This is a genomic window from Halomonas getboli (assembly GCF_023094245.1).
GTDB classification, from domain to species: Bacteria; Pseudomonadota; Gammaproteobacteria; order Pseudomonadales; family Halomonadaceae; genus Halomonas; species Halomonas getboli.
Genome location: NZ_JALMEW010000001.1, coordinates 442,697 through 460,524 on the forward strand (window position 1 = coordinate 442,697; position 17,828 = coordinate 460,524).

Annotated in this window: 19 protein-coding genes; 2 read left to right on the plus strand and 17 right to left on the minus strand. The window is 69.1% G+C overall.

Going from position 1 to position 17,828, the window contains the following annotated elements:
* Positions 1 to 57 precede the first annotated feature (57 nt).
* A complete protein-coding gene (locus MYL53_RS02155) occupies positions 58 to 342 on the plus strand; it encodes a hypothetical protein (protein WP_247851729.1) in 285 nt (94 codons plus the stop codon).
* 100 nt (positions 343 to 442) lie between these two features.
* Here the strand turns inward: MYL53_RS02155 and MYL53_RS02160 are convergent, their stop codons facing one another.
* The 6 genes from MYL53_RS02160 to MYL53_RS02185 form a co-directional block, all read right to left on the minus strand.
* Complete coding sequence (locus MYL53_RS02160; RefSeq protein WP_247851730.1) at positions 443 to 1,414, minus strand: XdhC family protein; 972 nt, start codon at positions 1,412 to 1,414, stop codon at positions 443 to 445.
* A 2-nt stretch (positions 1,415 to 1,416) separates the two neighbouring features.
* Complete coding sequence (locus tag MYL53_RS02165; protein ID WP_247851731.1) at positions 1,417 to 3,681, minus strand: xanthine dehydrogenase family protein molybdopterin-binding subunit; 2,265 nt, start codon at positions 3,679 to 3,681, stop codon at positions 1,417 to 1,419.
* Entirely contained in the window at positions 3,681 to 4,151 is a 471-nt protein-coding gene (locus MYL53_RS02170) for a (2Fe-2S)-binding protein (RefSeq protein ID WP_247851732.1), read from the minus strand. The genes MYL53_RS02165 and MYL53_RS02170 overlap by 1 nt, the downstream gene beginning before the upstream one ends.
* Positions 4,152 to 4,202: 51 nt before the next feature.
* Positions 4,203 to 4,811, minus strand: a complete 609-nt coding sequence (locus tag MYL53_RS02175) for a nucleotidyltransferase family protein (RefSeq protein ID WP_247851733.1) — start codon at positions 4,809 to 4,811, stop codon at positions 4,203 to 4,205.
* Complete coding sequence (locus MYL53_RS02180) at positions 4,808 to 5,806, minus strand: NADP-dependent oxidoreductase (protein WP_247851734.1); 999 nt, start codon at positions 5,804 to 5,806, stop codon at positions 4,808 to 4,810. Before MYL53_RS02180 ends, MYL53_RS02175 begins: the two co-directional genes overlap by 4 nt.
* 102 nt (positions 5,807 to 5,908) lie before the next feature.
* Complete coding sequence (locus tag MYL53_RS02185; protein ID WP_247851735.1) at positions 5,909 to 6,961, minus strand: NAD(P)-dependent alcohol dehydrogenase; 1,053 nt, start codon at positions 6,959 to 6,961, stop codon at positions 5,909 to 5,911.
* 224 nt (positions 6,962 to 7,185) lie between these two features.
* On the opposite strand from MYL53_RS02185, the gene MYL53_RS02190 reads away from it, so the two are divergent.
* Positions 7,186 to 8,085, plus strand: coding sequence for an AraC family transcriptional regulator (locus tag MYL53_RS02190; RefSeq protein ID WP_247851736.1), 900 nt, complete (start codon positions 7,186 to 7,188; stop codon positions 8,083 to 8,085).
* Between the two features lie 48 nt (positions 8,086 to 8,133).
* On the opposite strand, the gene MYL53_RS02195 is transcribed toward MYL53_RS02190, so the two are convergent.
* From MYL53_RS02195 to MYL53_RS02245, 11 genes are all read right to left on the minus strand, one after another.
* The gene (locus MYL53_RS02195; RefSeq protein WP_247851737.1) at positions 8,134 to 8,457 is read right to left on the minus strand and encodes a hypothetical protein; all 324 of its coding nucleotides are present in this window, start codon (positions 8,455 to 8,457) and stop codon (positions 8,134 to 8,136) included.
* A 183-nt stretch (positions 8,458 to 8,640) separates the two neighbouring features.
* The gene (locus MYL53_RS02200) at positions 8,641 to 9,216 is read right to left on the minus strand and encodes an SCO family protein (RefSeq protein ID WP_247851738.1); all 576 of its coding nucleotides are present in this window, start codon (positions 9,214 to 9,216) and stop codon (positions 8,641 to 8,643) included.
* Positions 9,217 to 9,251: 35 nt separating this feature from the next.
* A complete protein-coding gene (locus tag MYL53_RS02205) occupies positions 9,252 to 9,719 on the minus strand; it encodes a copper chaperone PCu(A)C (protein ID WP_247851739.1) in 468 nt (155 codons plus the stop codon).
* A gap of 29 nt (positions 9,720 to 9,748) precedes the next feature.
* Positions 9,749 to 10,087 carry a hypothetical protein gene (locus MYL53_RS02210; RefSeq protein WP_247851740.1) on the minus strand — a complete coding sequence of 113 codons (339 nt, stop codon included), beginning with the start codon at positions 10,085 to 10,087 and terminating at the stop codon, positions 9,749 to 9,751.
* Positions 10,088 to 10,189: 102 nt separating this feature from the next.
* On the minus strand, positions 10,190 to 11,281 hold the full coding sequence (locus MYL53_RS02215; protein WP_247851741.1) for a patatin-like phospholipase family protein: 1,092 nt from the start codon (positions 11,279 to 11,281) through the stop codon (positions 10,190 to 10,192).
* A gap of 91 nt (positions 11,282 to 11,372) precedes the next feature.
* Positions 11,373 to 12,074, minus strand: coding sequence for an RIO1 family regulatory kinase/ATPase domain-containing protein (locus MYL53_RS02220; RefSeq protein WP_247851742.1), 702 nt, complete (start codon positions 12,072 to 12,074; stop codon positions 11,373 to 11,375).
* Between the two features lie 282 nt (positions 12,075 to 12,356).
* The gene (locus MYL53_RS02225) at positions 12,357 to 14,099 is read right to left on the minus strand and encodes a sodium:solute symporter family protein (protein ID WP_247851743.1); all 1,743 of its coding nucleotides are present in this window, start codon (positions 14,097 to 14,099) and stop codon (positions 12,357 to 12,359) included.
* 124 nt (positions 14,100 to 14,223) lie between these two features.
* Positions 14,224 to 14,712, minus strand: coding sequence for a LabA-like NYN domain-containing protein (locus MYL53_RS02230; protein ID WP_247851744.1), 489 nt, complete (start codon positions 14,710 to 14,712; stop codon positions 14,224 to 14,226).
* An 89-nt stretch (positions 14,713 to 14,801) separates the two neighbouring features.
* A complete protein-coding gene (locus MYL53_RS02235) occupies positions 14,802 to 15,854 on the minus strand; it encodes a proline racemase family protein (RefSeq protein ID WP_247851745.1) in 1,053 nt (350 codons plus the stop codon).
* Positions 15,851 to 17,026 carry a zinc-binding dehydrogenase gene (locus MYL53_RS02240; protein WP_247851748.1) on the minus strand — a complete coding sequence of 392 codons (1,176 nt, stop codon included), beginning with the start codon at positions 17,024 to 17,026 and terminating at the stop codon, positions 15,851 to 15,853. Before MYL53_RS02240 ends, MYL53_RS02235 begins: the two co-directional genes overlap by 4 nt.
* Before the next feature lie 116 nt (positions 17,027 to 17,142).
* On the minus strand, positions 17,143 to 17,802 hold the full coding sequence (locus tag MYL53_RS02245) for a YoaK family protein (protein ID WP_247851750.1): 660 nt from the start codon (positions 17,800 to 17,802) through the stop codon (positions 17,143 to 17,145).
* Positions 17,803 to 17,828 lie beyond the last annotated feature (26 nt).

The window sequence follows — 17,828 nt, forward strand, 5'->3', positions numbered from 1 at the left end:
CAGGCACCGACCTGACCGTCACACACAGATGCCTTTCACGCTTCTAAGGAGATCCTCATGAACACCAAGCTGACCCTTTCCGCGCTGCTGATCGCCGCGCTTCCGCTGGCCGCCCAGGCCGATGACAATGCCGCCCAGCGCGCCCTGGAGCTGAACCAGCAGCCGGTTGCCGCCCCGAGCCATCAGGCGCCGACCGCCCGGTTCGATGCCAGCCAGATCAGCGGCGGCAGCCAGGCCATGAAAGAGGCCCGCGCCGATCAGCTGAGCCACAGCCGCAGCGTCAAGACCGACGTCTCGGTCTCCGGCGACCCGCTGGCGCCGGCCAAGCTCGCGACCACCTGAGCCGGCCACCAGCGAAGGACCGCTCGACTCGAGCCGGAACGAACAAGGCCCCGCCAAGCGGGGCCTCGTTCGTTGCTGGGCGATTGTGTGGGGTCGGTTGTCACTTGCCGCGCATCACCCGCACGATGTCGCCCACCGTGGCCAGGGCGATCTCCGCCGGTGTCTTGCTGCCGAGATCCAGACCGATCGGCATATGGATGCGTTCCAGGGCCGCCTCGTCGAGGCCGCCGCTGCGCCTGAGGCGCTCGGCCCGCTTCTCCGAGGTGCGCCGGGAGCCCATCACGCCGATGTAGAAGGCCTTACCGCGCACGGCCTCGAGCATGGTCAGGTCGTCCAGACGCGGGTCGTGGGTGGCGGCGACCACCGCCGTCATGCGGTGGGCGCCCTCGCGGCGCAGGAACTCGCTCGGCAGCTCGCGGTGGCTGCGGGCGTCGCCGAGCTCGACGCCTTCCCAGGCCTCGGGGCGCGGATCGCACACCACCACCTCGAAGCCCAGCGCCAGGCCGAACTGCACGCAGAACTGGCTGACCGGCGAGAGGCCGGCGACCAGCAGCCGCGCGGCGGGACCGACATGGATGCGTACTGCCTCCTCGTCGCGTGCCACGCCAGGTCCCATGGTCGCCGCGACCTGCCAATGGCTCTCGCCGTCGGCGAGGGCCACCCGGCGTTCCAGCAGCTGGCCGCCCTGCAGCGCCTCGGCGTAGGCGTCGAGCTCGTCGGCTACCGTCACCGCAGCGGCGGTAGCCGGCCAGTGCTCGATCAGCACCTCGAGCCGCCCCTCGCAGGGCAGGCTCACCCGGCTGCCGTGCAGCGCATCGTGGCCGTTACCGTAGGCGATGACCTGGGCCGGCGCGCGAAAGTCGCCGGCCGCAAGCCGTTCCAGGAAGTCCTCCTCCACGCAGCCGCCGGACAGCGAGCCCAGATGACGGCCGTCGCCCCGGGAGACCAGCAGGGCGCCCGGTTCGCGCGGCGCCGAGCCGAAGGTCGAGAGCACCGTGCACCACCACAGATCATGGCCCTCGGCGTGCCAGCGCTTCGCGGCCTCGACCACCTCCACGTCCAGTGCGCGCATGGTCAGCCCTTCAGCTGGTCGGCGATCGGCAGCCGGCGAATGCGCTGGCCGGTGGCGGCGAAGATGGCGTTGGTCACCGCCGGGGCGAGCGGCGGCACGCCGGGTTCGCCGACGCCGGTGGGCGCCTCGGCGGACGGCAAGATATGCACCTCGATCTCTGGCATCTCGTTCAAGCGCAGCACCTGGAAGTCATGGAAGTTCGACTGCTGCACCTGGCCGTCGTCGAGGGTCAGCTCGCTGTGCAGCGCCGCCGCCAGGGCGAAGCCGATGCCGCCTTCCATCTGCGCCCGGACCATGTCCGGATTGACCGCCAGCCCGCAGTCCACCGCGCAGACGACGCGGTCGACCTTGAGCTGGCCGTCGGCGTCGACCGTGACCTCGGCGACCTGGGCGACGTAGCTGCCGAACGACTCGTGGACGGCGATGCCGCGGCCGCGTTTCACGCCCTCGGCGCCGCCTTCCAGCGGCGTCGACCAGCCGGCCTTCTCGGCGGCCAGGTCGAGCACGCCCTGCCAGCGCGGGCGCTCACCGAGCCGCTCGCGGCGATACTGGTAAGGGTCCTGGCCCGCTGCCGCGGCGGCCTCGTCGATCAGGCTCTCGGTGGAAAAGCCGGTATGGGTGTGGCCCACGGAGCGCCACCATTGCACCGGCACGCCGATATCGCTTGGCGTGTGCAGCTCGACGTTGAGCGAGGGCACGCCGTAGGCCAGCTCGGCGACGCCTTCTACGGAGGTAGGGTCGATGCCGTCCTTGACCATCATCGATTCCATCGGCGTGCCGGTCATGATCGACTGGCCGACCAGGCGCTGGTGCCAGGCGGTCAGGTTGCCGTCGGCGTCCAGGGCGAGGCGGGCGCGATGATAGTTGAACGGGCGATAGTAGCCGCCGCGGGTGTCGTCCTCGCGGGTCCAGACCATCTTGATCGGTACCGCCTGGCCCTGTTCGCGGGCGGCCTTGGCGATCGCGGCGGCCTCCAGCACGTAGTCGCTGACCGGGTTGGCGCGGCGGCCGAAGCTGCCGCCGGCGAACAGCTGCTGGATGCGCACCTGCTCCGGCGCCAGGCCGAGCAGCTCGGCGACCTGCTTCTGGTCCATGGTCTGCCACTGCTCGCCGTTGAGGATGTTGCAGTGATCGTCCTTGAGATCGACCACGCAGTTGAGCGGCTCCATGGCGGCGTGGGCCAGATAGGGCACCACGTAGTCGGCCTCGATCACCTGGGCGGCGTCGTCCAGCGCTGCGGCGGCGTCGCCGCGGTCGGTGACCGTGTCGCCGGGCTGGCCGGCGCGCTCGCGGTAGTCGGCCTCCAGTGCCTCGCTGCCCATGGTGAAGGCCTGGCTGTCGTCCCACTCGAGGCTCAGGGCGTCGCGGCCCTTGATGGCGGCCCAGGTGTTGGTGGCCAGTACCGCGACCAGGTCGCCGTCGCGGGTCGGGGAGGAGAAGCGCACGCTGGCCACCACGCCCGGCACCTTGAGCGTCTCGGCGTCGTCGACGCCGGTCAGCCGGCTGCCGAAGCGGGTCGGATGCGCGGGCACGGCGATCAGCATGCCGTCGAGCTGCACGTCCTGGGTGAAGCGGGCGCTGCCGTCGGTCTTGGCCGGGCCGTCCTGGCGCATCAGCTGCTGCTTGCCGATCAGCGTGAACTGTTCGGGCGACTTCAGCGTGACCTCGTCGGGCACCGGCTGGTCGGCGGCGGCCTCGGCCAGCTCGCCGAAGCCGAGCTCGCGCCCGGAGGCCTGGTGGATGACCTTGCCCTGATGGACGCTGAGGCTGTCCGGCGAGACCTCGAGATGCTCGGCGGCGGCGGCCACCAGCATGGCGCGGGCCTTGGCGCCGGCCTGGCGCATCTGCTCGAAGGAGTTGGCAATGGAGGTACTGCCGCCGGTGCCCTGGATGCCGAACGCCAGGTTCTGGTAGCGCTGGGTGTCGGCCGGAGCGCCCTCGACGCGTACCGACGCCCAGTCGGCGTCGAGTTCCTCGGCGACCAGGGTGGCGAGCCCGGTGTAGGTGCCCTGGCCCATCTCGATGTGCTTGGCGATCACCACCACCTCGCCGTCCGGCGTCACGCGCACGAAGGCGTTGGGGGCGAACTCGCCCTGCTCTCCCGTTTGGCCGGCGGCTCGGGCCTGGCCGTCACGGCCCAGCAGCGGGGCGATGTAGAGGCCCAGGGCGAGGCCGGAGGCGCCCTTCATGAAGCCGCGGCGGCTGACGTTGATCGTGGCGAAAGCGGCCGCGGCGCGGGACTGGGCGTGCTGTTTCAAGACGTGCATCAGGACACCTCCTGACCGAGAGAGGTCGCGGCCTCGTGGATGGCGGCGCGAATGCGGACATAGGTGGCGCAGCGGCAGAGGTTGCCGCTCATGGCGCCGTCGATGGCGCTGTCGTCCGGCTCGGGATTGCCCTGCAGCAGGGCGGTGGCCGACATGATCTGGCCGGACTGGCAGTAGCCGCACTGGACCACGTCGAGCTCGCGCCAGGCCTTCTGCACGCGGGCCCCGGTCGGATCGTCGCCGATGGCCTCGATGGTGGTGATCTCGCGATCGCCCACCGCGGCGATCGGCGTGATGCAGCTGCGGGTGGCCTGGCCGTCCAGGTGCACGGTGCAGGCGCCGCACAGGCCGCGCCCGCAGCCGTACTTGGTGCCGGTGAAGCCGACGAGATCGCGGATCGCCCACAGCAGGGGCATGTCGTCCGGGGCGTCCACCTCGTGGGTCTGCCCGTTGATGGTCAGGGTCGTCACGGTCGTTCTCCTCTTGTCGTTCTTGGGTGGCGCATGCTTCGTTCGATCAGTCTAGACGCCGTCCCCGCGCCACAGGGTGGCGAGGTCGTCGGCCACGTCGATATCGAGATGGATGCCGGGATCGTCGATCTCGAGCTCGTGGCAGCGAGCGCGATGGCGGGCGACGACGCGGCGCGCGCCTTCGTCGCCGTCGAGGTCGGCAAGCTCTGCCCAGACGTCACGGCCGAACAGCACCGGATGGCCCGGACGGCCGGCATGGAGAGGGCGGACGATGCGCTCGGGCGCAGCCGCGTCGCACAGCCGCACGAGGGTGTCGGGGGCGATGCCGGGCATGTCGCCGAGCAGCACCGCCGCCGCTTGCGCCCGGGACAGGCTCGGGTCGGTGCCCAGCGCGGTAAAGGCGTCGGCCAGGCTGGCGCCGAGCCCGGCCGCGGCGCGGGGCGCGCGCAGGATCGGCGCGTCGGCGGGCAGGCCCAGCGCGACGGGGTCGTCGTCGTCGCGCAGCACCACCCGCACACGCGCAAAGGCCGCCGACGCCATGATGAGCGTGGCGGCCAGCAGCGTCCGGCCCGATGGCAGCCGGGCCAGACGCTTGTCCTTGGGGCCGAAGCGCCGCGAGGCGCCGGCGGCCAGGATCACCGCCACCGGCGCCTGGCTCACAGCTGGACCAGCATCTTGCCGCGGTTGGCACCTTCGAACAGCTTGAGGAAGGCGTCCGGCGTCTGCTCCAGGCCTTCCACCACGGTCTCCTCGTAGTCGAGCTCGCCGGCGGCCACCTGGGGGCCGACTTCCTCGAGGAACGTCGGGTAATGGGCCCAGTGGTCGAAGACAATGAAGCCTTCCATGCGCGCGCGACGGATCAGCACCATCGCCAGGTTGCTGGGGCCGGGGCTCGGCGTGGCCTCGTTGTAGCCGGCGATCAGCCCGCATACCGCGATGCGCGCGCCGACCCGCAAGGTATTGAGTGCCGCCTCGAGGCACACGCCGCCGACGTTCTCGTAGTAGACGTCGAAGCCCTCGGGGCAGGCCTCGTTGAGCGCCGCGGTGAGCTGGGCGGCGTCGCGGCCCTTGTAGCTGACCGCCTTGATGCCTCGGGACTCGAGCCAGTCGAGCTTGTCCTGGGAGCCGGCGATGCCGACCACGGTGCCGCCCCTGGCCTTGGCCAGCTGCACGGCCAGCGAGCCCACCGCGCCGGCGGCGCCGCTGACCAGCACATTGTCGCCTTCCTTCATCTCGGCGATGCGGTTCAGGCCGGCCCAGGCGGTCATGCCGGGCATGCCCAGCACGCCCAGGTAGGCCTGTTCCGGCACGTCGAAGGCGGGCAGGCGCTCACACCGGTCGGCGGGCAGCTGGGCGATGTCGCGCCAGCCGCCCATGTGGCGGATCTTGGTGCCTTCCGGGAAGGCCTCGGCACGGGACTCGATGACCTCGCCGATGGCCGCGCCTTCCAGCGGGGCGCCCAGCGTGAAGGGCTCGATATAGGTGGTCACGCCGGTCATGCGGCCGCGCATGTAGGGGTCTACCGAGAGCCAGGTATTGCGCACTCGGACCTCGCCTTCTGCCAGCGCCGGCAGTTCGGCGGTTTCCAGCTCGAACAGTTCGCGCGCCGGGGTACCTTCGGGGTGGGCGTGGAGGGTGAAGTAGCGTGACTGCATGTCGTGCTCTCCTGAGGATGACGAGATTGATTCGGTCTCAGCCTACGCCACGACGACGCCGGCCGCCCACAGGGGCGGCCGGCGGTCGGGGCGCTCGAGGCATCAGTCCTTGAGCGAGGCCATGTCGATGACGAAGCGGTAGCGCACGTCACCCTTCTGCATGCGCTCGAAGGCGGTGTTGATGTCCTGCATGTCGATCATCTCGACCTCGCAGCGGATGTCGTGCTCGGCGCAGAAGTCGAGCAGCTCCTGGGTCTCCTCGATGCCGCCGATCAGCGAGCCGGCCAGCACGCGGCGCTTGAACACCAGGTTGAAGCCCTCGATCGCCGGCTCGATGGGCTCGAGCAGGCCGACCAGGATGTGAGTGCCGTCGTACTTCAGGGCGCCGAGGTACGGGTTGATATCGTGCTGAACCGGCACGGTGTCGAGCATGAAGTCGTAGGTCTCGGCGACCGCGGCCATCTGCTCCTCGTCGGTGGAAACGACCACGTGATGGGCGCCGTGGCGACGGGCCTCCTCGATCTTGGCCTCGGAGCGGGTGAACACGGTGACTTCGGCGCCCAGCGCCTTGGCCAGCTTGACGCCCATGTGGCCGAGGCCGCCCATGCCGATCACGCCGACCTTGTGGCCCGGCTTGACGCCGTAATGCTTGAGCGGCGAGTAGGTGGTGATGCCGGCGCACAGGATCGGCGCGGCGGAGGCCAGGTCGATACCATCGGGCATGCGCAGCACGAAGTGCTCGCTGACCACGATCTGGTCGGAGTAGCCGCCCTGGGTCAGGATGCCGTCCTGACGGTCGTCGCCGCCGTAGGTCATGGTGAAGCCTTCGAGGCAGTACTGCTCGACGCCGTCCTTGCAGGGCTGGCAGTGGCGGCAGGAATCGACCATGCAGCCCACGCCGACGATATCGCCGACCTGAAACTTGCTGACCTCGTCGCCCACGGCGGTGACGCGACCGACGATCTCGTGGCCGGGCACCACGGGATAGCGGCTCATGCCCCAGTCGTCGCGCGCGAAGTGCAGGTCGCTGTGGCAGACGCCGCTGTAGAGGATCTCGATGGCGACGTCATCCGGGCGCGGCTGACGACGCTCGAAGGTGAACGGCGCCAGGGGCTTGTCGGCGGAAAAGGCAGCGTACGCTTTGGTCTCGCTCATGGGAGTCCTCCTTGCGGAATATGGGGCCGGGCGCCTCGGGCGCTCCGGTGAATCGCCCAGGCATTATGGCGGGGCAGCGGCGATGCTGGGGCGACGTTCCTCCGATATTTTTGCCAATTCCTGCGAGAAGGGGCGACCGGCTATCGCCAGAGTCGGTAAAATTGTCACGATTATCTGTCGAGCCTCGCCTGTCGTCCCCGTTCACGCCAAGGAGCCCAACGTCCGTGACCGAGCCGAGAACCTGCCCCCTGATCGAGCTTATCGCCCCATTGGTCGAGCGTGACGGCTACACCGCCACGCGGCTGCCGGAGGTGACGCTGATGGCGTCGCGCCGGCCTGTGCCGCGCACGCCGCTGATCTACGACCCCAGCCTGATCATCGTCGCCCAGGGCTACAAGATAGGTCATCTCGGCGACCGCGAGATCCACTACGGCCCCGGCCAGTACCTGGTGCAGACGTTGCCGCTGCCCTTCGAATGCGAGACCCAAGCCTCGCTGGAGGCGCCGTTGCTGGGCGTGTCGATCCGCCTCGATCCGGCGCTGCTCGGCGAGCTGGTGGCGGCGATGGGGGAGGCCGGACAGGGCGACATGCCGGAGGCGGCCCCGGTGCCCATGGATTCGGTGTCGATGACCGACGGTATGCAGGGGGCGGTCGAGCGGCTGCTGCGGACCCTGCACGATCCCGCCGAGGCCACCGCCATGGGGTCGCAGCGGGTGCGCGACGTGGTGTTCGAGGCGCTGCGCGGCCGCCAGGGCGGCGCGCTGCGGGCGCTGGTGCACCATCACGGGCACTACTCGCGGATCGTTCAGGTGCTGTCGTGGCTGCACGCCCACTTCGCCGAGGAGGTCTCGGTGGAGGAACTGGCGCGTCAGGCCAGCATGAGCCCCTCGACCTTCCACCAGCACTTCAAGCAGGTCACCCAGGCCTCGCCGCTGCAGTACCTGAAGCGGCTGCGGCTGATCAAGGCCCAGCAGCTGCTGATTCAGGAGGCCGGCAACGTCAACCAGGCCGCCGAGGCGGTGGGCTATCGCAGCGTCTCCCAGTTCAGCCGCGACTATAAGCGCTGCTTCGGCATCTCGCCGCTGAAGCATCGGCAGGAGGAGCGGGCGCTGCAGGCGTCGTGAGGGTGTGTGCCGGCATGGCAGCTCGAGCTGAGGATAGGGTGCTGGTGGTCATACCCGCTGGATGTCGATGACGTAGCCGATGATCGGGTAGCCGGCCTTGTTGGCGGCTTTCTCGGCTTCCATCTGGGCCTCGAGCTTGGAGATGCTGGTGGAGCGGTGCTCGAAGACGGTGTCGAGCTCCAGCTGCTTGGTGCGCACGGCCAGCTTGACGATATGGCCGGTCCTGATCTCGCTGGCGGATGCCTGGGGGGGCTGGGGCTTCTTGGGGGCGGGACGGTTCTTCGGCTTGGTGGCCTGGCTGTCTGCCTCCAGGAAGGCGTCGATCTCCTGGTTGATGGACTTCTCGAAATCTTCCAGATCGTCTGTGCTCATCGGGTTCCTTTGTTGTCGCGTAGCGGGAACGCTGATTCTGCTATATCGGGTCGGGATTGGCCATCGGCCTGGCCGGGGCCGCCAGCGCTTCGTCGGTGAGCCCGTGGTCCAGGCGGGGCGGCCACGGCGCGGCCCGAGCCATGTCGGGGCACGGTGGCGCGGCGCCGGCGGAAAGGCGGCGTGTCAGCCGCGGGAGGCCAGGCGGCTCAGGTCGGCGACGATGTTGTCCAGCGGGTCGCTGTCGCGCAGCAGCAGCTGGGCATCGCCCTGCGGATCGAAGGCGAAGACGGCGCTCGAGTGGGTGACGTCGTAGCCGCCGTTGGCGTCCTTCTCGCCGTAGGAATAGGTGATGCGATAGCGGTTGGTCAGGGTGTCGATCTGATCGGTCGTACCGGTCAGGCCGATGAACCGGGGCCCGAAGGCGTCGGCGTACTGTCCCATGACCTCGGGCGTGTCGCGGGCCGGATCGACCGAGACGAACAGCACCTGGACGTCGTCGCGGACCTCGTCGTCGAGCTGATGGGTGGCGGCCGAGAGCCGAGCCAGCGTCGTCGGGCAGACGTCCGGGCAGTGGGTATAGCCGAAGTAGAGCAGCGTGGTCTTGCCGAGGTAATCCTCGGCATGCACCGTCTCACCGTTCGCGTCGATCAGGGTGAAATCGAGCGCCGGCATGATCTCTGAGATGTCGGTGGTGCGCCAGTTCTGATCGCTGCAGCCGGCCAGCGTCAGGGCGGCCAGCAGCGGCAGGACGGTTCTCATGGAAGCTCTCACTCGATTTCTCACACGAACGTTCCCTACAGGGTGGCGGGGGAGACCACGTCGAAGGTCACGGGCAGCGCCGGGGCGTCGGCGAACGTCAGGGTGACCTCGACCTTGTCGCCCACGGCGAGCGGCTGGGTGCGCTTCATGAACATCAGATGGTAGCCCTTGGGCGCGAAGGCCAGGGTGTTACCCGGAGCGATGTCGAGCGAGGAGACCGCGTGCATGCTGGACATGCCGTCCTCGCTGACCGTCATGTGCAGCATCACGCTGCCATAGGCCTCGCTGTCGGCGCCGGTCAGGGTGACGGTGTGGTCGCCGGCGTTGTGCAGCCGGAAATAGCCGGCGGCCGGCAGGTCGCCCGGCATCAGCCGCAGGCGCGCGTCCGAGACGTCCAGGTCGCCGGCCTGTGCGCTGCCGGTGGCGATCATGGTGGCCAGCAGCCCCCAGGCCAGGCGGCGGGCAATGCGGCTCAGGCGGTCGGGATGTCGTGTGCTCGTCATGCGAAACTCCGTGCGAAGCGCGCCGTCGGTCAGCAGACCGCCGACAGGTTGCAGTGCGACTGGTAGCGGCGCGAGGTGATGTCCAGGGTCAGTCGATGGCCGACGGTGTCGTAGAAGAAGGAGGCGTAGCCGTCCTCGGCGTCGTCCGTGCGGTAGAGGCCGCACACGCCGTAGCCGTACTGGACTTCCTGCAGGTGCTTGAGCTCGATCTTGCCGCTGGTGTCGAGCTCGGCCGCCAGGGCCCGGCGGATCTCGTCGTCGCGGCCGCGATCGGACAGCGCTTCGCCGCCGAAGATGAAGGCGGCCAGGGCCAGGATCGCGACCACTGGAATGGCCAGCAGGAAGAGGAAGGGGCGCTTGTGAGTCATGCGAGCGATTCTATGTTGCCCCCGAGGGGCGGACAAGCCGCGTCGGATGGCGGGAGCCGCGGCATTTGGCCGCGGGGGCTGGCGCGTCGCCAGCGGGCCGCGTCAGGCCTGACGCTGGTCGCCGTCGTCGTCCGCCTCGGGATAGGCGAGCGGCGAGAAGGTGTCGTCGAAGACGGCGTCCAGATCGAAGGTGGAGCGTTGGCCGATGGCGTCGAAGTGTTCCTCGAGCCAGCGGTCGGCCCAGGCGCGGCCCTGGTCGTGCAGCCGCGAGATGAACTCCCATTCGGCGTTCATCTTGCTCGAGGCGCTGAGCTCCTGGACGTCCTGCTCGGCGTGGATCAGGTGCAGGCGCATGGCACGCACGCGCTCGAGCTCCAGGCCCTCGACCTCGATCAGACGCTGGAGCAGCTGGATGCTGCGCAGTTCCTTGACCAGGCTCGAGTTGAAGGTGATCTCGTTGACCCGGTTGATGATCTCGCGGGCGCTGTCGGGCAGCTTGCGGCGCACCAGTGGGTTGACCTGGACCACGACGAGGTCGCTGCAGCCGCGGCTGTCGACCAGCGGATAGAGCGCCGGGTTGCCGCTGAAGCCGCCATCCCAGTAGGCCTCGCCGGCGATTTCCACGGCGGGAAACAGCGTGGGCAGGCAGGCCGAGGCCATCAGCGCGTCCAGCGTGAGGTGGGGCTGGCGGAAGATCGTCGCCCGGCCAGTGCGCACGTTGGTGGCGTTGACGAAGACCTTGACCTGGCCGCAGGCGTTGACCCGCTCGAAGTCGACCTGCTCCTCGACCAGGTCGCGCAGCGGGTTGATGCCGAGCGGGTTGAGCCGTGCCGGATCGACCAGCCGGGTCAGCCCCTCCATGAACAGGTAGCCCGGCGAGTGATCGAGACTGTCGTTGCCCACCAGCCGGTCCCAGAAGGTGCGGCGCAGTGGCGAGAATCGTGACAGGCGGCTGACCGCCTGCCAGAAGTCGCGTAGTGCCTCGCGGGCGCCGTCGCGGCCGTTGCGGTGCAGGCCGTCGGCGAGCATCACGGCGTTCATGGCCCCGGCGCTGGTGCCGCTGATGGCATCGATCTCGAGGCGCTCGTCCTCCAGCAGGCGGTCGAGCACGCCCCAGGTCAGGGCCCCATGGGAGCCGCCGCCCTGCAGGGCCAGGTCGATGCGCTTGCGTGTCGTCGGGGTGGCGTTCGCCATGTCTGTCGCCTCCGCTCTCGCTCAACGATGTTGCGGCGCAGTATAGGCGGCCACGGCGTTGACTGCCGGCGGAGCGTCGTCGCGGTGGCGGCTACGTCGCCCGGCGGGCCGTTCGGGCCTTGAGACGCGGCAGCAGGCGCTGTTTCCACAGCCGCTGCAGAGCGCGGATCCAGCGCGGCTTGCGTCCCAGGCGCTGCTCTTCCTCGGTCAGCGGCTGCCCGGTCAGCCGCTGCTTCAGCTTGAGCACGCTGGAGAGATCGCTGCGGCGCATCGGCCGCAGCAGGAAGCGCAGTGCCCGGCCGCCCGGCAGGCGCAGGGCCGAGGCGAAATCGATCAGCACCACGCGTCCGCGGGTGACGATGATGTTGGAGCCGCGCACGTCGTTGTGGACGATCGAGGCGGCGTGCAGCGACGTCAGCGCCGCCATCAGCTGGCCGAACTCGAGCGGGACGCCGGCGCTCATGGCGTCGCTGAGCATCTCGCCGGGCACGTATTCCATCAGCAGGGTCAGCTTGCCGAGATGGCCGACCAGCCTGGGGGAGTGGGGCCAGTCGCGCAGACGTTCCAGCATGCGCGATTCGCGGCGCAACAGCAGGCGCGCGGGCAGGGCCAGCCAGGTGCCGGCATAGCGCCGGTAATCCTTGAGTACCACCGGCTGGCCCTCATGGGCGGTCAGCACCACGTCGGCCTTGAGCAGCCCTTCACCGCGCTGCAGTAGGCGTGGGGCGTCGGGAGGCGGCGTAGGGAGCGTCGCCGGCTGATACAGGGAGTCGAGATCGGAGAAAGCGCCCATGAGGCTGGCCTTAACGTTTCTATTAAACTAATTAGATAACTAATGTTAAGTTTATGATAAGAAAACGCCGTTTGCCAAGGCGTGATGTCGCACCCCGTCGACAGAAAGGCGGCGTGACAGCGACAGCAAAGGAGAGACACCGGCAAGGGCGGGAAGGGGCCAGGTCTGAGTGGCTGGGGCAAAACGACCGAGCCCATCGGCCAGGCGGCGCGATGGGCTCGGAAACGTGCCGGTGGCGCCGCGGGTCCCGGAGAACCGCGGCGCCACGTCGTCAGGGGAGCGTCAGCTCTGCAGCGCCGTCGCCTGGCGGCCGTCCTGGCGGCGGCTGCGTACCACGAGGTAGCCCACGGCGCCGGCGATGACCAGCATGCCGCCGCAGCCGATGGCCAGGGCGTAGGCGCCGGTGACCGCGGACTCGGCGATGCCGAAGCGCCCGGCCAGCTCGTCCAGGGTGTCGGCGTACTGGCGCCACAGGAAGGCGCCGACGCCGACGCCCGCCAGCATGGTGAACACGGCGACGCCGCGGGAGCCGGCGGTCCAGCCGGCGGGCTCGTGCTCGTCGGCGCGATGCAGGAAGGCCCGATAGTCGCGTTCGGCCTGGCTGACGCGGGTCAGCGACGAGGCCACGGTGATCGCCACCAGCGCCATCAGGGTGCTGAGCAGCACGGGGTGCAGGTAGGTCGGCAGTTCGAGCCACTCGGCCTGGACCATCAGCGACAGGATGAGATTGCCGACGAAGCCCACCGTCAGGCCCCAGCCGGCGCCGGCGGCGGTGATCCGGCGGCTCCAGATGCTCATCAGCGCCACCGGGCCCCAGGAAGAGGCGAACAGGGTGGCGGCGAACCACACCACGGCCATCACCGCCGGCGGCTGGAACAGCGCCAGGATCAGGGCGATCAGGCCGGCGCCCAGCACCGCGAACCGGCTGGTACGCATGGCCGCGGCCTCGCTGCTGTTGGCCGGCATGATGTCGTTGGAGATGCTGAAGCCGATGATCGACAGGAAGGTCGAGCAGGAGGACAGGCCGGCGGCGAAGACGCCGGTCAGGATCACCACGCCGAGCCAGGTCGGCAGCACGTTGAGCGCCGCCCACACCATGGCGCGTTCGCCGTTCAGGGTCGGGTCGTAGAGGTTGATCGCCGCGCCGGTCATCATCATCAGGGCGTAGAACACCGCCAGCGACACCGCGGTGAGCATGGCCGAGCGCATCACCACGTGCTCGTTGCGCGCCATCAGGTAGCGGCTGGACTGCCAGGGGCTCGCCGCCAGCACGGCGGCCCATACCAGACCCAGGGTCAGGCCCCAGGTCAGCGCCTCGCCCGGGGTGGCGAAGGTCGCGTCGTCGCCCTGCAGCATGCCGTGCCACAGCGCGATGCCGGGCTTGTCGCCCTGGGCCAGCAGCCCCTCGACCACGCCGTGCCAGCCGCCCAGGTCCTGGATGATGTAGAGCGAGCCGCCCAGCGCCGCGACGGAGAAGATCACGAACATGACCGTATCGGTCAGCATCACGCCCGGCGAGCCGGAGTAGAGGATGAAGCCGGTGTAGGTCAGCCAGACCAGCACCAGGCCGACCCAGTAGGGCAGGCCGGTAAGCTCCTGGAACATGATGCCGGCGCCCTGCATCACGCCCAGCAGGTAGGCGCCCAGGCCGAGCACCGTGGTCAGGCCGGCGATCCGCTGTACGCGCTTGGAGGCGAAGCGCTTGCCGAAGAACTCCGGCACGGTCAGCGCACCGCTGCGGCGCAGGTAGCGGCCGAAGGCCAGTGCGCCCAGCAGGCATCCGGAAGTGCTGATGGCGGCGAAAATCAGCATCACGAAGGGATAGCCCTGGTAGGCGAAGCCGGTCTCGCCGAGAAAGGCGCTGGTACTGAGGTAGCTGGCGACCAGGGTGCCGAGGATGAGGAAGGTGGGGGCGTTGCGTCCGGCGACTAGATAGTCGTCGAGATGCTGCACCCGTCGCCCGGCCAGATGGCCGATGACGAAGTAGCCGATCAGGCTCAGCAGGATGGCGCTGGTATAAACCATGGGTGGGAACCGTGTGTTGTCGAATTGTGCCGCCTTATGATGCGGTTCCGCCCGAGGGAGAGCGTTCTCGCAGCGTCATGATACAGAGCCAATGCGACATGGTCCGTGCTTTGTTATCGCCGCCTCAGCGAGAGGCGTTGCTCATCAGCAGCGTGCCTTCGACGGGGACGAAGCGGTCGGCCGAGCGGATCAGGGCGTCGGCGGTGTAGGCGGGCACGCCGTACACTTCCACCTCGACGCCGAAGCGCTCGCGCAGCCTGTCGACCAGCGGCGCGAAGTCGCCGTCGCCGGAGATCAGCACCACCACGTCGGCCTCACTGGCGCAGTCGATGGCGTCCAGGGTGATGCCCACGTCCCAGTCGCCCTTGGCCGAGCCGTCGGCGCGCCGGATCAGGGGCTTGAGCTTCACCTCGAAGCCGATGGCGCGAAGGATGTTCTGGAACTGGCGCTGCTTCTCGTCGCCGCGGTCGATGGCGTAGGCGAGGGCGCGGCTCACCCGGCGTCCGTCGGTGGCGCGGGCCCAGAGGGCGTTGTAGTCGACGTTGCGCCCGTGGGCCTGGCGGCTGGTGTAGTAGAGGTTCTGGACGTCGAGCAGGATCAGGGCCGTGGGCATGCGGGGTCTCGAGGTGCGTGGCCGGGCCCGACATGGCGACGGCGCCCGGCACGGGAAAGGCAGCGCCGGCCGGGGCCGGCGCGAGAGGGTCAGGCGCTGGTATCGTGCCAGGCGCTGAGGATGTGATAGAGGCTGTTGTCATCCACCATCGGGTCGTCCGGATTGACGACGATATCGGAGTGGGCCAGCACGAAGGCCTTGCCGGTGATGGTGTTCTCGACCACCGTCTGGTCGCCTTCCTGGCGGGTGCCGGTGAACTGGCCGATGAAGCCGGTCTCGCGCAGCGAGACGGTCTCGAGCTTGTCGCCGGGCCGGATGCGGCCCTCGTGATGCATCAGCGCCAGGCGCGCCGAGGTGCCGGTGCCGGTGGTGCTGCGGCAGATCACGCCGGGATGCACGTAGGTGGTGGAGCGCGAACGGTAGAAGCCGTCGGCGACTTCCGTCATCGGGCCCATGAAGTGCAGGAAGGGCAGCGGGCCCACGTCGCCGAGGGTGTAGTGGGTAAAGCCGCGCTCGGCCTGCAGCGCCTCGACGATCTTGTAGGCGCAGTCGGACAGCGCGCGCTCTTCCTCGCGCACCAGCGAGAAGCCGAGCTCGGTGGCGTCCACCAGGGCGTAGAAGCCGCCGCTGTAGGCCACGCTGTAGGTGACCTCGCCGATGCCCGGGACGTGAATCGTCTCACGGTAGGTGTCGATATAGCTCGGCAGCCCCTCGCAGGTGATGGCCTCGACCACGTCGTTCTCGACCAGCGCCTCGATCTGCACGCGCCCGGCGGGCGACTCCAGCACGAACTGCTGTCGCCCCTCGCGCTTGGGCACCAGGCCGGCTTCGAGCACGGCGGTGGCGGTGCAGATGGTGTTGGAGCCGGAATAGATCGGGTAGCCCATCACCTCCATGATGATGTAGCCGGCCGCGGCCTCCGGGTCGCTGGGCGGCACGATCAGGTCCACCGACATTTCGGGAATGCCGTAGGGCTCGTCGAGCAGCAGCGTGCGCAGGCCGTCGGCGCTGTCGCGCAGGTAGTGCATCTGGTCGCGCACCGAAGCGCCGGGCAGCGGGGCGATGCCGCCGAGCACGATGCGGCTGACGTCGCCGCCGGCGTGGGTGTCCATCAGCCGCAGGGTCAGTTCGGGCTTGCTCATTGTGTTCCCTCGAGGGCGAAGGGCGCGCCGTGCTCGTCCCATTCGGCGTCGGGGACGATCACGATCTTGCCCAGATAGTGACTGCCGCGATGGACGAAGTAGCGCTCCGCCGCGTGCAGATCGGAGAGCCTGAAGGCGGCGTGCAGCACCGGCTTGAGCTGGCCGCCACGAATCCATTCCACCAGCTGCTCGGCCTCCTCCCGGGTGCCGTGGGAGACGCCGAAGATCTGCACCTGGTAAAGGTAGATGCGGGTCCACATGATCTCGCTGACGTTGCCGCCGCTGGCCCCGGCGATGGACAGCCGCGGGTAGGTCGAGCGGACCGACATGTCGAAGATCATGGCGTCGATGAAGCGGTCGGTCATCTCGCCGCCGACCAGGTCCATCACCGCGTCGAGCGGCGCGCCGCCGGTCACCGCCTTCACCCGCTCCTCGAAATCGCTCATGTCGGAGCGGTCGAGCACCGCCTCGGCGCCGAGCTCGAGCAGGGCGTCGGCCTTGTCGGGCTGGCTCAGGGCGTAGGGTATGGCGCCGACGACGCGGCACAGCTGGATCAGGGCGGTGCCCACGCCGCCGCTGGCGCCGGTGACCAGCACGCGCTCGCCGGCCGTCACGTTGGCCGCCGTCATCATGTGGTAGGCGGTCTGATAGGAGCACATGCCCATGGCCGCCAGCTCGGCGTCGGCCAGTTCGGGGTTCGCCACGTGGTGGAACTGGTCCGAGGGCACGGCGACGTATTCGGCGAAGCCGCCGTCGGCGCCGTGGCCGTAGTAGTCCGGCGTCAGGTTGATGTCGCGGCGGGCGTCGGCGTAGAGGTTGAAGTCGAGCAGGCCGCGCTCGCCCAGCCGCGAGGCGTCGACGCCGTCGCCCACGGCAACCACCCGGCCCACGATGTCGGCGCCCTGGATGCGCGGGAAGGTCAGCGTCGGGGAACCGCCCATGGCGAACGAGGTCACGTCGCCCTGGTCCTTGGTCGGGTAGAGGCCCTCGCGGGCCTTGCGGTCGGTGTTGTTCTTGGCCGTGGCGGTGACCTTGACCAGCACCTCGCCGGCGCCGGGGCGTGGCGTGGGCACGGTCTCGTCATAGACCAGCTGGTCCACGTCGCCGTGGCCGACCAGTCGCATGGCGGCCATGGTGGCAGGGACGGTGTCGGGCAGGGGCGCTGCGCCCATCGGCTTGCTCCTCGTGTCGGGTGGATATCCCGTGACGATAGCAAAGTCGCGGGGGCGCTCCATCCGCGGTTTTTTCCGATTTCGGGCGACGCGATGGGGGATTTTTTCGGTGGTGTTCAGGCCTTGCCGCGCCGGTGGCTGAACAGACGATAGCCGAGTGCCAGCAGGAAGCAGAGCGTGGCGGGAATCGACAGCGCCAGGAAGTGCAGGCTGGCGAACAGCCAGGCGCCGCCGCCGGCCACGAAGCCGACCACCAGGATCGTCAGCAGCTGGGCGCGCCGCCGATCGAAGGGCTTGCCGCGCAGGGCGTTGCCGATGATCAGGCCGATATCGGTGATGGTGCCGGTCAGGTGGGTGGTGCGAACCACCGCGCCGCTGTAGGTGGTGGCCATGGCGTTCTGCAGCCCGCAGGCCATGGAGGCCAGGTAGTGGCCCAGGCGGGCGCCGTCACCGAGGAAGTGAATGGCGGCCAGCAGTAGTATCCCCTCGAGGATCAGCAGCGTTTCGTAGTGGCGCCCGAGCCTGAGCGAGCTGCCGGGCAGCACCATGCCCGACAGCGCCGCGCCGATCAGGAAGCTGCCCAGGATGCCGGCCAGGTGCAGGGCCGATGTGATCTCGCCATGGGCGAGCCCCGTGCCCATCAGGGTGGCCGTGCCCGAGAGGTGAGAGATGGCCTTGTGCTCGAAGCCCAGCAGTCCGACCGCGTTGACGCAGCCGGCGATGAAGGCCAGCACGAAGGCGCCGTATTCGACCCAGCGGGGCAGCCTGGAAATCACGATGCGTCCTTGAGTGATGGGAACCG